10 protein-coding genes are annotated in these 13894 nt (G+C 44.1%); 7 read left to right on the forward strand and 3 right to left on the reverse strand.

Annotated features, from left to right (window positions below; genetic code table 11):
- Window positions 1-195: 195 nt before the first annotated feature.
- On the reverse strand, window positions 196-627 hold the full coding sequence (gene uspA, locus PSI23_RS13405) for a universal stress protein UspA (RefSeq protein WP_086109436.1): 432 nt from the start codon (window positions 625-627) through the stop codon (window positions 196-198).
- A 419-nt stretch (window positions 628-1046) separates the two neighbouring features.
- Between uspA and uspB the strand changes: the two genes are divergently transcribed.
- Complete coding sequence (gene uspB / locus PSI23_RS13410) at window positions 1047-1376, forward strand: universal stress protein UspB (RefSeq protein ID WP_273555560.1); 330 nt, start codon at window positions 1047-1049, stop codon at window positions 1374-1376.
- 96 nt (window positions 1377-1472) lie between these two features.
- Here the strand turns inward: uspB and pitA are convergent, their stop codons facing one another.
- Entirely contained in the window at window positions 1473-2963 is a 1491-nt protein-coding gene (gene pitA / locus PSI23_RS13415) for an inorganic phosphate transporter PitA (protein ID WP_273555561.1), read from the reverse strand.
- Window positions 2964-3261: 298 nt separating this feature from the next.
- Between pitA and PSI23_RS13420 the strand changes: the two genes are divergently transcribed.
- The 6 genes from PSI23_RS13420 (at window position 3262) to PSI23_RS13445 (ending at window position 12001) form a co-directional block, all read left to right on the forward strand.
- Window positions 3262-4464: a BaiN/RdsA family NAD(P)/FAD-dependent oxidoreductase gene (locus tag PSI23_RS13420; RefSeq protein ID WP_273555562.1), complete on the forward strand. Its 1203-nt coding sequence runs from the start codon at window positions 3262-3264 to the stop codon at window positions 4462-4464.
- 702 nt (window positions 4465-5166) lie between these two features.
- Window positions 5167-6297 carry a LuxE/PaaK family acyltransferase gene (locus PSI23_RS13425; RefSeq protein ID WP_273555563.1) on the forward strand — a complete coding sequence of 377 codons (1131 nt, stop codon included), beginning with the start codon at window positions 5167-5169 and terminating at the stop codon, window positions 6295-6297.
- Window positions 6298-6331: 34 nt separating this feature from the next.
- Window positions 6332-8770, forward strand: a complete 2439-nt coding sequence (locus PSI23_RS13430) for an acyl-CoA reductase (RefSeq protein WP_373567331.1) — start codon at window positions 6332-6334, stop codon at window positions 8768-8770.
- Between the two features lie 15 nt (window positions 8771-8785).
- A complete protein-coding gene (locus tag PSI23_RS13435) occupies window positions 8786-10030 on the forward strand; it encodes a phenylacetate--CoA ligase family protein (protein ID WP_273555565.1) in 1245 nt (414 codons plus the stop codon).
- 12 nt (window positions 10031-10042) lie between these two features.
- Window positions 10043-10984, forward strand: a complete 942-nt coding sequence (locus tag PSI23_RS13440) for a GNAT family N-acetyltransferase (protein WP_273555566.1) — start codon at window positions 10043-10045, stop codon at window positions 10982-10984.
- A 306-nt stretch (window positions 10985-11290) separates the two neighbouring features.
- On the forward strand, window positions 11291-12001 hold the full coding sequence (locus tag PSI23_RS13445; protein WP_273555567.1) for a pirin family protein: 711 nt from the start codon (window positions 11291-11293) through the stop codon (window positions 11999-12001).
- 178 nt (window positions 12002-12179) lie between these two features.
- Here PSI23_RS13445 and pckA read toward each other — a convergent pair whose 3' ends face one another.
- The gene (gene pckA, locus PSI23_RS13450) at window positions 12180-13799 is read right to left on the reverse strand and encodes a phosphoenolpyruvate carboxykinase (ATP) (protein WP_273555568.1); all 1620 of its coding nucleotides are present in this window, start codon (window positions 13797-13799) and stop codon (window positions 12180-12182) included.
- Between the last annotated feature and the right edge of the window lie 95 nt (window positions 13800-13894).

The raw sequence follows: 13894 nt of genomic DNA on the forward strand, positions 1-13894 counted from the left end.
TCGAAAATGCGAGGTAAGTACGGTTTGCTTTCTGAATATAGCACTATTTTATGCTTAAATTTCAACAACTATTTTTTGTAAGTTTTCTTAAAAATATCTTTGACAATTTCTAAATCAGTTTCATCATCTTTTCTGGGGACAAAAAAATCGCCTGCATAAGCAGGCGATTTTACAGAATAAAATATCAACCGAAGATTATTCTTCGTCACGCAAAGGTACAATCAACATATCAACATGAACAGTGTTAATAAGCTGGCGAGCTGAAGACATCAACTTGCTCCAAAAATCCTGATGATGACCACATACAACCAGATCCATATCGTATTGTTTGATAGCATCAACGAGGACTTGCCCTAAATCACCACTACCACTCAATGTTTCCTGAACGGGGTAGCCTGCGCTGGCAGATAATTCTTTCAGAGAATTACGGGTTTCATCCGCGATACGCTCCTGCATATCGCCAAGGTTTACGTCAATCAGGCCGGTATAAAGATCGGAGTAGTTAACATCAACATGGATCAGGGAAACTTTGGCATTGTACGGTTTCGCCATAGACACAGCTTTCTCCACCAAAATCTGACTTTCTGGAGATAAATCAACCGCAACAAGAATATGTTTGTAAGCCATAAGAACTCCTTCCATAACGTTGATTAAACGGATTGGCAGTATTAAATGCCACAATTCGATATTTATACTATAACTGTTCAATGTATCTTTTGAGTGTTGTTTTGATCACAACTTATTGTTTTTACCTTCTTTACTAACTCAAAACATAGGATCCTTCCCAGAAAAAACAACATTACTGGCGAATTACCCATAATAGCTGATTATAGATCCAATAGATTTCCAGTTGCCGTGTAGCTAACAAAGCAGCAACTTGAAAAAATTGCAGGGATAAGTGCTTCCCTCACTTTTTCTCTGCTATAAACACATTAAACACGATATCTTTAACTAATATTTAACATAGTTATTATTCAGATTAAAACTTTTCCTATTGGTTTCTTCTTTACTAGCAACTTTTGTTGCCGCGATCAGGAGGGGGAAGTATGTTCAGTACCACCGCGCTATTTTGGGCAGTTTACCTTATCTTCATTATTAACATGATTCGCTATTTTTCTTCGCTCCGTGTACTTCTGTCAATTTTGCGCGAATCAGACCCAATGCTGTATCAAGCCGTTGATGGAAATGTTTTTTTTAAAACTAATGGTCAGTTCAATAAACAGTTTCGGCTAGTGCGTTATATCAATTCGCAAGGTTATATCAACCATCATAACCCTGACATCGTCATATTGTGCGAAAGGATGAGGAAGCAATTTATATTGACGGGAATACTGTGTGGCGTTGTTCTGCTATGTCTGATAGCAATTATGATTTAACGCAAATTTGAGATATGAATGTGAACAAAAAACAAGTGATAATAAAAAAGGGTCGGCTTGCAATAACGAACAGCCAACCCTTTTTCTAAAACATAATTAGATCAGTTTCAGGGCGATCCAATACAGTAAGCCTGACAATCCAATCGAAATCGGCAGCGTCAAAACCCACGCCAACATGATGTTTTTGATGGTCTTACTTTGCACACCACCACCATCAACCAGCATCGTCCCCGCTACCGCAGAAGAGAGCACTTGCGTTGTGGATACTGGCATTCCAGTATAACTGGCAACACCAATAGAAACCGCAGCAGTAACCTGAGCAGAAACACCTTGAGCATAGGTCATGCCTTTTTTGCCAATCTTCTCACCGATAGTCACAGCAACACGTTTCCAACCAACCATTGTGCCCAAAGACAAGGCAAGAGCCACTGCAACAATGATCCACATCGGCGCATATTCCACAGTCTTCAAAATATCTTTGCGGTAATCGTTCAGGAAACGTGCGTCTTTAGGTTTAGTTTCTGGCAACTTGGCCACATCGCTTGCTGTATCAGCAATACACATCAGCATACGACGCATTTTGCTACGCTGGTCCGGGGTCAATTCGTTGAAATTCTGGACATGCGTCAGCATGTTTTCAGCCTGGTTCAGCATCGCTAATGCACGTGAATTATCGCAATGGAGTGTCATATCCAGTTGTTCTCCAACAGAAGAAACAACCGGGTTCAGTTCAATCGCATGAGCCAACTCTGAAGCATGCTGCTCATAATGAGTCCGCAGGTTGACAACAGCATCACGAGTGCGAGTGATGTCATAAGAGGCTGAATTCATATTGAGGACAAAGCCCGCAGGTGCAACGCCAATCAGCACCAGCATGATCAAACCAATACCTTTCTGACCATCGTTCGCTCCGTGGGAGAAACTCACACCAACAGCGGAGAGAATTAAGGCGGTACGTGTCCAGAATGGAGGTTTACGTTTACCATCCTGTTTTTCACGTTCGGCAGGCGTCATGTGGATACGGCGACGTTTTTTCGTACCGCTCCAGTAGCGGCGCAGCAAAAACACCATCGCTCCGGCAATCACCAGACCAACCAGAGGAGACAAGATCAAGGACATGAAAATCTGAATCATCTTCGGAATATTCAACGCATCCACCACCGACGAACTGGTTACTATCGCATTGGTCAGGCCGATGCCAATGATAGAGCCAATCAACGTATGGGAACTAGATGCTGGAATACCGAAATACCACGTACCTAAATTCCAGATAATCGCCGCCAGCAGCATGGAAAAAACCATAGCCAAACCGTGAGCCGAACTGACATTTAGTAGAAGATTCGTAGGCAGTAGATGCACAATCGCATAAGCGACACTTAATCCACCAAGGAGAACACCCAAAAAGTTAAAAACCCCTGCCATAACAACGGCAAGCTGCGAACGCATCGCTCGGGTATAAATAACAGTTGCTACTGCATTTGCGGTATCATGAAACCCATTGATGGCTTCATAGAAAAGCACAAACAACAGAGCAAGCACTAACATAAGGCCGGTATAAAATTCCAAGCCAGTAAACAGATGTAGCATAAACGTTAAGCCAGTTAGTAGGACATGAACGCGCGCATTATCAGTGACAAACGTTAGCGGGAAAAGAGAAATATGACCTTTTTTTGATTTAATAACGTTCAATCGACATAGAGACTCTTATATTTATCAATAATATCAAATAGTTACTTAATTTTAATATTTTAATATTTTTTTGATGAAAAGTGACTTTTTGCCGTAAAAAGTTAAACCAAATACATATTTTTCTCTATGGTTCGTGAACATAGCCCTCACAATGCAGTAATTTCCTACAAATAACTCGGCCAAAAGAGACAGACGAATGGAAAAATTTGATGTAGTTGTTATTGGTGCTGGCGCTGCTGGCTTATTCTGTGCTGCGCAGGCAGGACAAGCCGGATTAAACGTTCTGGTACTGGATAACGGCAAAAAAGCAGGCCGCAAGATTTTGATGTCCGGTGGAGGACGTTGCAATTTTACCAACATGTATACCGAGCCGGCGGCATTCCTTTCTGCCAATCCCCATTTTTGTAAGTCAGCACTTGCTCGCTATACCCAGTGGGATTTTATTGATCTTGTACAACGCCATGGCATCCCCTATCACGAAAAAACATTGGGGCAGCTTTTCTGTGATGATTCAGCTCAACAAATTATAGACCTACTTTTAAAAGAGTGTGAAACAGGGCAAGTCACTATTCGATTGCGCAGTGAAGTCACTCATATCGAAAAGAAAGAGCAGGGTTTTATCATTGCAGCGGCAGGAAAACAAGTAAGTGCACACTCACTTGTTGTGGCATCCGGTGGATTGTCCATGCCCGGATTGGGAGCCTCTCCTCTTGGTTACCGTATCGCAGAGCAATTTGGACTCAATATCCTGCCTACGCGTGCAGCATTAGTTCCCTTTACCCTACATAAACCGCTACTGGATCAACTTCAAACTCTCTCCGGTGTCGCAGTTCCTTCCGTTGTAACTGCAAAAGATGGCACAGTATTCAGGGAAAATATTTTGTTCACCCATCGCGGTCTTTCCGGCCCCGCTATTTTGCAGATTTCCAGCTATTGGCAGCCTGGTGAATATGTGAGTGTTAACTTACTTCCTGACATGGATTTGGAAAGTTTTCTGGATAAAGAACGGGAATCTCATCCCAATCAGAGTTTGAAAAATACCCTGTCTAAATTACTGCCTAAGCGTTTAGTCGAGTGTTTGCAGTCTCTTGGGCAATTGCCGGAGCTGTCTCTGAAACAACTTAATTCCGCACAGAAAAAAGAGCTGCTCACCACCCTGCAATGCTGGCAGGTACAACCGAATGGTACAGAAGGCTACCGCACGGCGGAAGTCACTCTTGGCGGAGTGGATACTAATGAGTTGTCATCAAAAACGATGGAATCTCATAAAGTGAAAGGGTTGTACTTTATTGGAGAAGTAGTCGATGTGACCGGCTGGCTTGGCGGGTATAACTTCCAATGGGCGTGGAGCTCGGCGTGGGCTTGTGCACAGGCATTAGTTACTACGCAGCAACAATAAAGATTACCAATACCATTTCATAAGTGGAACTAAAAATAAAATAATGCGAATTGGTAGTTAAGCAATGGCCTGTCTATCAGCTATTCCAGCATTGAGGTAACCGGATAATCTGACCATTAACGGTTTTCTAGGTGTCAACTCTATACCGCCGAAAAAAGCTGGAAGGTTATCCAAAGTCTTCCAGCTTTAATAACCTACCGATCTGTACCTTATCTAAAAAAGTTCAAATTTAGACACCGCATCCTACCATAACCATACTTTCAGTGCGTATAAAACGTCATTCGCGTGTCAAAAGAAATTTAAACCAATTATCACATAATAATAAATAATGAAATAAGTGTATTAAATAATAATTGCGCCAAATACAAAAACAACACAAAACATTAGAAAAACAATTTGATTGTTACCATTTGGTTTGGAATAATGCGCCCCGCAAACACAGAACTGACATTAACTATAAAAATGGCAAAAAACACCAATAATTATCCATAAAATCGCTATATTGTGGAAAAATAGACTTACTTACTGTCAGAAACCAACGCATCATCCTCCAACAAAGCCCAAAGATTTAATTAAAATAGGCACTTTTATTCATTAGATTAAATAATAGGTAAAGCCTATCAAAAATTATTACTCTCAATAGAAGAATAAATAATTTAATTAATAACCCTTTGTAGCGATTACTGAAGAATGAGTGTTAATATGCAAAACTTACCTCACGTCAAAGCACTGTGTGCTATCACACATCCTTACCGTGCTTGTGCCGAATATGACGCATTATTTACTAACGCTATGCGTGAATTGACGCTATACCACTGTGAACATACCTCTGGTTATGAGCAGTGGCTGGCAGATCATGGTCTGGATAAACAAGCGATAATGACGCTGGATGACTGGTCAACTCTGCCTTTGCTATTTGCCAATTATTTCAAGCGTAATCTGATACTCAGTGATAATGCACGAGATGCGCTGGAACTGACCTCTTCCGGCACCACCGGACAGAAAAGCCGCATGCGCTATGATTCTGAAAGTATTGCAGCCGCCCAGCATATGGTGGACTGTATTTTTGACTATTATGGCTGGAATACCCCCGATCAACCATGTAACTATCTACTGCTTAGCTACGAACCCGCAGGTACCATCACTCTGGGCACGGCCTACACTGATCAGTTCCTGTGCAAATATGCTCCCGTAAATCGGGCCTACTATGCTCTGCGCCATAACGGGCAAGGTAATGAATTCGATCCCTTCGGTACAATTACCGCACTCCAGCAATTTGCTCAGGAAGAATTACCTGTGCGTATCTTCGGCTTCCCTGCCTTTTTGTGGTTTACCCTGCAAAGAATGGAGCAAATGGGACTGCCTGCACTGAAATTACATCCTGAATCACTGGTTTTCCTCGGCGGAGGCTGGAAAACACATGCCGATAAATCCATTCCTAAAAAAGAATTGTATCAACGGTTGACCGAACAACTGGGTATTCCTGATATTCGCTGTCGTGATGGTTATGGTTCAGTTGAACATCCAGTACCTTATGTTGAATGTTCTCACCATAATTTTCATATCCCAGTCTATGCCCGCGCATATGTACGCCATACCGCCAATTTGACGTGCCAACCTTATGGAGAGCCGGGCTTTCTGCATTTTACATCTCCTTATATCACTTCCTGCCCAGCCCACAGCATAGTCACCAGTGACTTGGCCGTGCTGCATTCCGGCAAAAGCTGTGGTTGTGAACTTGAAACAGACTGGTTTGAACTACTTGGCCGAGCAGGTACCAGCAAAAGCCGTAGTTGTGCCATTGCCGCTGCAGAATTGATTAAGAGATCTTGATATGTCTTCCGTAAATACCGTTTCTACAAAAATAATGAATAACCCGGTTTCTTCAAATCCTTTAGCAGGACAAGAACCGTTAGCAGGACAAGAGCAGTTGGCCGGACAAAAAATCGCGAAATTACGTGAGTATTTACCTGAGCTGCTGACACACCCCCATACTTCTGAGCAGGTACTTGATTGCGCGCAACGCTTTGCTGAATATCTTTCCAATCTGAGTGAACATCCTCTGTTTGATGCCCAGACTCGGGAAGCGCTTATCGCTTTTTGCCAACGCAAAGCGCTGGAAACCAAACTGGCGCGGGAACTCGGACAAAATGCTTTTTCGCTGCGTCGATTCGATTATAACCAGAATCGATATGAGGCTTGGAAACCATTGGGATTGGTCGTCCATATTACGCCTTCCAATGCTGAACTTCTGCCCTTTATGGCGGTGATAGAGAGTTTGCTGGTGGGTAATATTAACTGGTTACGCCCGAGCAGCAGCGATAACGGGTTTAGTGCACAACTTCTGGCAGAATTTTTAGCCCACGATATTTCAGGTGATTTAGCTAATCGGGTAGCAGTATTGCCGTTGCCAGTGACACAATTAGCAGAATTGTTCAGTCAGGCCGATGCGGTTTCTGCTTGGGGAAGCGACTCATCTCTGGCATCCATTCGTGCTCAACTGCCCGCAGGTTGCCGCTGGATAGACTGGGGACATCGCATCAGTATTGCTTGGTTGAGTCCTGAAGCCGCCGATGATGCCCAATTGGATGCCTTGGCTGATGATATCTGTTGTTATGACCAACAAGCCTGCTCCAGCCCCCAATGTTTACTGATCGATAGCGATGATCCTGAAGTTTTAAAACATATCGGACAACGCATGGCTGCCGCCCTGCAACGTCGTGCCGGATTGCATCCAGCCATGAAACAGGATATTCAGGAAGCTGCTGAAATTACGACTCAAACGGCTTTCCAACAACTTGATTTCGCGTTTACACAAGTACATGGTGAAATATGGCGCACCGACGGATGGCGGGTGATATGGCGACACGAAGAGGAATTGGCGGCTTCTCCTCTGTTCCGTACATTGCAAATACGCCCTGCTCCGCGTCAGCATCTGTGTTCTATTTTGCAGCCTTGGCGTAATCATCTGCAAAGCTGTGCTTTGATTACCCGTCAAGAGCATATCACCGAAATGAGCCATACTTTGTTTGCTGCGGGCATCAGTCGCATCACTCCGGCAGGTCAGATGCATGGCGGCTATAGTGGTGAGCCACATGATGGTGTCTACGCACTATCACGCCTTACCAAACGAGTATCTGTCAGCCTTGCTCCTGAGTTAATGGCGGGCTGTGCTCATCTTGATGTTTCTCCGTCTCGTCCACGTGGGTTAGAAAATCTTCCGGTCATGAATAAGGCCGATTTTCAAGCGTTGGTTCCCAATGATAAAGCCCGCCTGTTTTTCCGCAGTGGTGGCGGCAGTGGTGCGCCTAAACTGGCCGCTTATAGCTACCATGATTACCACAGGCAAATGCAGGCAGCCGCCGATGGCGTATTCGCCTCAGGGCTTGAACCCGCAACCGATCGCGTCATGAACCTGTTATATGGCGGGAAATTGTACGGCGGCATGATGAGCTTTTTCACCATTCTGGATAAATTGGATGTAGCGCAATATCCAATGGGCGGCCCTGCTGATAATGACTTTAGTGAAATCGCTGATTTTATCGTGAGTCAGCGCATCAATACGCTGGTAGGAATGCCAAGCACATTACATCGGTTATTTCTGAATGAAGCCACCAAATTGCGCCAGTATGGCGGCATTCGTAAGCTCTTCTTGGGTGGTGAACACCTTAATATGAGCCAACGGAATTTCCTGACCAGTTTTGGCGTTACCCTGATATGTTCAACAATTTACGGTTCAGTCGATGCCGGCCCCGTGGGTCATGCGTGCGCAGCCAGCGAGGATGGAGTTTTCCATTTAATGGCTGATACCCAATGGCTGGAAATTCTCAATATAGAGAATGATCAACCCGTAGCAGATGGCGAAACCGGACGTCTGATATTTACTTCCCTCCACCGGGAGGCACAACCCGTTCAGCGCTACGATTTAGGAGATCTCGGCTGTTGGATTAACCAACCTTGTTCTTGTGGCTTGACTTCACCGCGCTTCCGACTTAAAGGGCGTAATGGCTCCCTGCTGCGCGTAGGCAGTATTTTTATCAACTTTGCTGATTTGTCCGAACAACTGGCATTGCCAGTGCAATGGATAATCGATCATAACCGCGATGGTATCGATGGAATTCAGCTATTGGTTGATCATGCTGAGCCCGCTAAAGTGCGCCAGAACATATTGAAAGATCCCAAAATTACCGAAGTTGTTGAAGGAAACCTCCTGAATTTAGACGTTATTTCCACTTCAACTGCTGATTTTCGCCGGAATGAACATAGTGGGAAAACACCATTGTTAATCGACTTGCGTAAATATTAATTGAGTAAAATTAAGATGATGACCAGAACGACATTGATTGATTTGCTCTATCATGCACGTGAGCATTCTGCTTATTACCGAGAGCTCTATAAGTCGATTCCCGATAATTGGACTCTGGAAGATTTGCCACTCGTGGAACCCAGTGATTACTGGGCACATTCAAACGACTTACAAAAATGGCCCGTGTTGACTGCACCGCTGGAAGGCGGTCATGTATTTAAAACGGGTGGCTCAACCAGTGATGGGCGCTTGTCAGTTTTCAGTCAACAAGAATGGACAGCATTCATTGATTCCTTTGGTCAAGGTATTGCCCGCCAATTAAAGACTGGGGATCGGGTGGCTAATCTGTTTTTTGCTGGTGATCTTTATACCAGCTTTATATTTATCCATGGCGCATTATCGAATGCGCCACTCCCCATATTGGAATTTCCTTTCACCTGTAAGGTCGAGGATGAATTGCTGGTTAACAATATCCACCTTCACAACATTAATGTGTTGGCGGGTGTACCGGTTCAGTTAATCCGCCTGGCCCACTACCTGAAAGATACAGGGCAAACATTGCCGATGGTGGAGACTATCCTTTACGGTGGGGAAAGTTTGTTTGATTCGCAGATCGCAATCATACGACAAGTTTTCCCTCAGGCTCGTTTAGGTTCAATCGGTTGTGCCAGTGTCGATGCCGGCTTGATCGGCTATGCTGATCCAGGATGCAAACAGGGGGAACATCGAGTATTTAGTAACGACACCATTATTGAAATCGTAGATGAAATAAATCATCAGCCGATTACTGAGCCGGGTAAACGTGGCCTATTAGTTGTCACTAACCTGCAACGACGACTCATGCCTGTAATCCGCTATCCTACTGGTGATATGGCTTGCTGGTGCGAGTCAGAGCAGGCAGACCGTAAATTCGCTTTGCAGGGACGTGCAAATCAGGGCTACCGCATACGATTTGGCACGCTGTCATTATTCCCTGACGATTTAGCGACAGAGCTATCACAACAAACAGAGCTTTTGGCCTGGCAATTGGAGCTGAGCCAGAAGGCGGGGCAAGATCAAATCCGATTATTGGTGGCAAGCCTGCAAGCGGTAGATATTGATACAATACGCCATAGGGTGATGACTGCTTTCCCAAATCTGGACAAAATTTGCATACACCAAAATATGCTGGAGATCGTGCAAACCAATATTGATGGTATGTATACACATCCACGTTCAGGTAAATTGCAGCGAGTTGTGGATCTGCGTAGTTATAACTAAAGGTTGAAATCGATGACTATCTTCCATTCCGCTATTCAGATTCATAGCTACCAGTCAGGCGATGATAAAAAAATCAGCCAATTATTCCGTGAAGTTTACGGCGATTCGTATGTCTATCCTGACATCTATCTGCCAAGACTCATCAATGACAACCAAATCACAGGGCAATGGCACTCGGCCTTAGCATTCCATCAAGGACGGCTCATTGGTCATGCATCTCTGGTTAAGGATACCATGCAGCAAAATCAGGCAGAGCTGGCACTCATTGCTGTGTATCCCGATTTTCAAGGTTATGGTGTGGCGAAGTCTCTGGGCAATTATTTATGCGGATATGCGAAAGAACAAGGTTATAATTTGTTGACAATAAAACAGGTATGTTCACACCCTAAAAGCCAGTACATCGCCCGAAATTTAGGTTTCTATTCGACGGCCCTGATGCTGGATTATGTCGATTCACCATTTGGTTTGCCAGAACCTGAAAGTATCATTCAGGGCATTTTGCCGCTTAAGTCATTGCCATTACCTAAGCTGAACTGGCCACAGCCTTGGCAAAACTGGGTCTCCCAGATCAGTCAATATGTTGGCGAGTCATCACTAAATGCACAATCAGCGTATCGGCGTTCCATGATTTCTGAGCCGTTTACCATTAAAAAATCCGGTCGACGTTTGGAGATCACTCTATACGATATTCATTCTGATTTTTTATCGGAGGTCATCGATTTCCCCGCCGGACAGTTGATTTATTTGAAACTTCCGGCGTGTGAAGAATCTCTGGGATTGTGTTCATTGCTCAAAAAAGGCGGTTTCCGATTCGCTGGACTTTGCCCTGACACCCATGATGGATGGCTTTTACTGTGGTTACGAGGCTACCAATTGATGCCATATCAATTTCACGACACGGGTACTCAACATCTCTATCAGATGGAATTGGGGGATAGCGAACAATACAGCTAATGTGACTAAACCGCACTTTTAAACCGTACTTTGAAATTTGATTAAAAAAACACTTTACAAATGATATTGAGAACGATTATCATTCCTAACACTTTCAGTGCACCACCTTCAGGGTCCATGTGAAAGTACGACATTGCTCACATTGCTTCCAGTGTTTACTTTATAGGCCAACTTTATGTTGGCTTTTTTTTTGCCTGATATCGCCTCATTTTCGTTCAAATACTTTGAATTTTTAGATTAAATTTACAATCTTTTATATTTCACTCCTTCAATTAGACTACGAAAAAACATTGAGGGGTTTTGAAAATGATCTACTTACGTCGAGCTTCAGAACGAGGCCACGCCAATCACGGCTGGCTGGACAGTTGGCATACTTTTTCATTCGCCAACTACTATGATGCAGATTTCATGGGACTTTCTGCTCTCAGGGTCATTAATGAAGATGTGATTGACGCTGGTCAGGGATTCGGTATGCACCCTCATAAGGATATGGAGATATTGACTTATGTGCTGTCTGGCACAGTAGAGCATCAGGACAATATGGGGAACAAAGGGCAAGTGTCTGCGGGAGAATTCCAGATTATGAGTGCTGGAACGGGCATCCGTCATTCAGAATATAACCCGCATCATGATAGCCAACTGCATCTTTACCAGATCTGGATCATTCCGGAAAAAACAGGGCTTACTCCCCGTTATGAGCAACGCCGTTTTGAACAACATCGCTTTGATACTACCGAAGGCCGCCAATTAGTTCTCTCTCCCGATGCCCGTGCCGGCTCCCTGAAAATTTTTCAGGATATGACATTATGGCGCTGGTCACTAAAAAGCGGCGAAGATGATGAATATCATATAGAAAAAGCAAGAAAAATCTGGATTCAGGTCGTTTTCGGTGAAGTCATGATCAATGGAATACGAGCTACCACCAGCGATGGTGTTGCTATCTGGGATGAGTCTCATCTTCAATTAATTACAAACCAAGAAAGTGAAATTCTACTGTTCGACTTGCCATCCAACTGATGTTGGGTTTTATTTCACTGAATTTTTTGTCACTGGCTTTCGCGGTATTACGAAATATAAATTAAAAAAAGAACTCTATTCGGTGAGATAGAGTTCTTTCATGGAAAACTTAAATTTAATCAGATAAGCACTTTAGTCAGATAAGTACTTTAGTCAGATAAGCACTTTAGATAGTGCACTACAGTTTAGGGCCTACTTTCACCAATGCAGCACCCGCAGCGGTATCGGTATATTTATCGAAGTTATCGATAAAGCGCTGTGCCAGATCTTCTGCCTTCACATCCCATTCGGATTTATCAGAATAGGTATTGCGTGGATCCAAAATGCCCGTATCTACACCCGGCAATGTGGTCGGCACGGCCAGATCAAAAATCGGCAGTTGGATGGTATCCGCATCTTCGATGTCACCATTGAGAATCGCATCAATAATCGCACGGGTATCCTTGATGGAAATTCGTTTGCCTGTGCCATTCCAACCCGTATTGACCAGATAGGCTTTCGCACCTGATGACTGCATACGCTTAACCAAAACTTCAGCATATTGTGTCGGATGCAGTGACAGGAATGCCGCACCGAAGCAAGCAGAGAAAGTTGGTGTGGGTTCCGTTACTCCGCGTTCAGTCCCCGCCAATTTTGCCGTGAAACCAGACAGGAAATGATATTGGGTCTGTTCTGGTGTCAAGCGGGAAACCGGAGGCAGCACTCCGAACGCATCTGCGGTCAGGAAAATGACCTTAGTCGCGTGCCCTGCTTTTGATACAGGCTTAACGATGTTTTCAATGTGGTAAATCGGATAAGAAACACGGGTATTTTCTGTTTTGGAGCCATCATTGAAATCAACCGTACCATCCGCCAGCACAGTGACATTCTCCAGCAAGGCATCACGGCGAATGGCGTGATAAATATCCGGCTCAGCCTCTTTGGACAGATTGATGGTTTTCGCGTAGCAGCCACCTTCAAAGTTGAACACGCCATCATCATCCCAGCCATGTTCATCATCACCGATCAACTTACGTTTCGGATCAGTGGAAAGAGTGGTTTTCCCCGTCCCGGAAAGACCGAAGAAAATAGCAACATCACCTTTCTCGCCCACGTTGGCGGAACAGTGCATGGAAGCAATACCTTTCAGTGGCAACAGGTAGTTCATCATTGAGAACATCCCTTTTTTCATTTCACCACCGTACCAAGTACCACCAATCAACTGCATGCGCTCTGTCAGGTTAAAAGCAACAAAGTTTTCAGAGTTCAGCCCCTGCTCTTTCCATTGTGGATTCGTGCATTTAGCTCCGTTCATCACAATAAAATCAGGTGTGAAGCCAACCAATTCTTCTTCTGAGGGGCGGATAAACATATTTTTCACAAAATGTGCCTGCCACGCCACTTCAGTGATAAAACGTACTTTCAGACGCGTATCCGCATTGGCTCCGCAGAAAGCATCAACCACAAACAAACGTTTGCCTGAAAGCTGCTGAGTAACCAAATCTTTAAGATGAGACCAAGTTTCCTGACCGAGCGGTTTGTTATCGTTCTTTCCTTTACCTTGATCAGCCCACCAAACGGTATTGCGGGTAACATCATCACGGACAATGTATTTATCTTTCGGGGAACGCCCGGTGAAAATACCTGTATCCACCGCGACAGCACCGAGGTTAGTTAATGTGCCGCACTCATACCCTTGTAGTGAGGACTTCGTTTCTTCAGAGAATAACAATTCATAACTTGGGTTATAAACAATTTCACTAACACCACTAATACCATAAACCGCAAGTTCCTGCTCAGTAATGCCTGTAACGCTCATTTGTTGCTCCTGGTCAGTTATACTTTATCTCTGCGGGGGATAATAAATAATTATGACTAATTAACAGCGATTATTATCAAAAAATTGAAATCACA

The sequence above is a fragment of the Xenorhabdus yunnanensis genome (genome assembly GCF_028598805.1).
GTDB lineage: Bacteria > Pseudomonadota > Gammaproteobacteria > Enterobacterales > Enterobacteriaceae > Xenorhabdus > Xenorhabdus yunnanensis.

Bases quoted from the DNA above. Each gene is read 5' to 3' on its own strand.
- uspA (WP_086109436.1), bottom strand. From the start codon at position 627: ATGGCTTACAAACATATTCTTGTTGCGGTTGATTTATCTCCAGAAAGT.
- uspB (WP_273555560.1), top strand. From the start codon at position 1,047: ATGTTCAGTACCACCGCGCTATTTTGGGCAGTTTACCTTATCTTCATT.
- pitA (WP_273555561.1), bottom strand. From the start codon at position 2,963: ATGCTACATCTGTTTACTGGCTTGGAATTTTATACCGGCCTTATGTTA.
- PSI23_RS13420 (WP_273555562.1), top strand. From the start codon at position 3,262: ATGGAAAAATTTGATGTAGTTGTTATTGGTGCTGGCGCTGCTGGCTTA.
- PSI23_RS13425 (WP_273555563.1), top strand. From the start codon at position 5,167: ATGCAAAACTTACCTCACGTCAAAGCACTGTGTGCTATCACACATCCT.
- PSI23_RS13430 (WP_373567331.1), top strand. From the start codon at position 6,332: ATGAATAACCCGGTTTCTTCAAATCCTTTAGCAGGACAAGAACCGTTA.
- PSI23_RS13435 (WP_273555565.1), top strand. From the start codon at position 8,786: ATGATGACCAGAACGACATTGATTGATTTGCTCTATCATGCACGTGAG.
- PSI23_RS13440 (WP_273555566.1), top strand. From the start codon at position 10,043: ATGACTATCTTCCATTCCGCTATTCAGATTCATAGCTACCAGTCAGGC.
- PSI23_RS13445 (WP_273555567.1), top strand. From the start codon at position 11,291: ATGATCTACTTACGTCGAGCTTCAGAACGAGGCCACGCCAATCACGGC.
- pckA (WP_273555568.1), bottom strand. From the start codon at position 13,799: ATGAGCGTTACAGGCATTACTGAGCAGGAACTTGCGGTTTATGGTATT.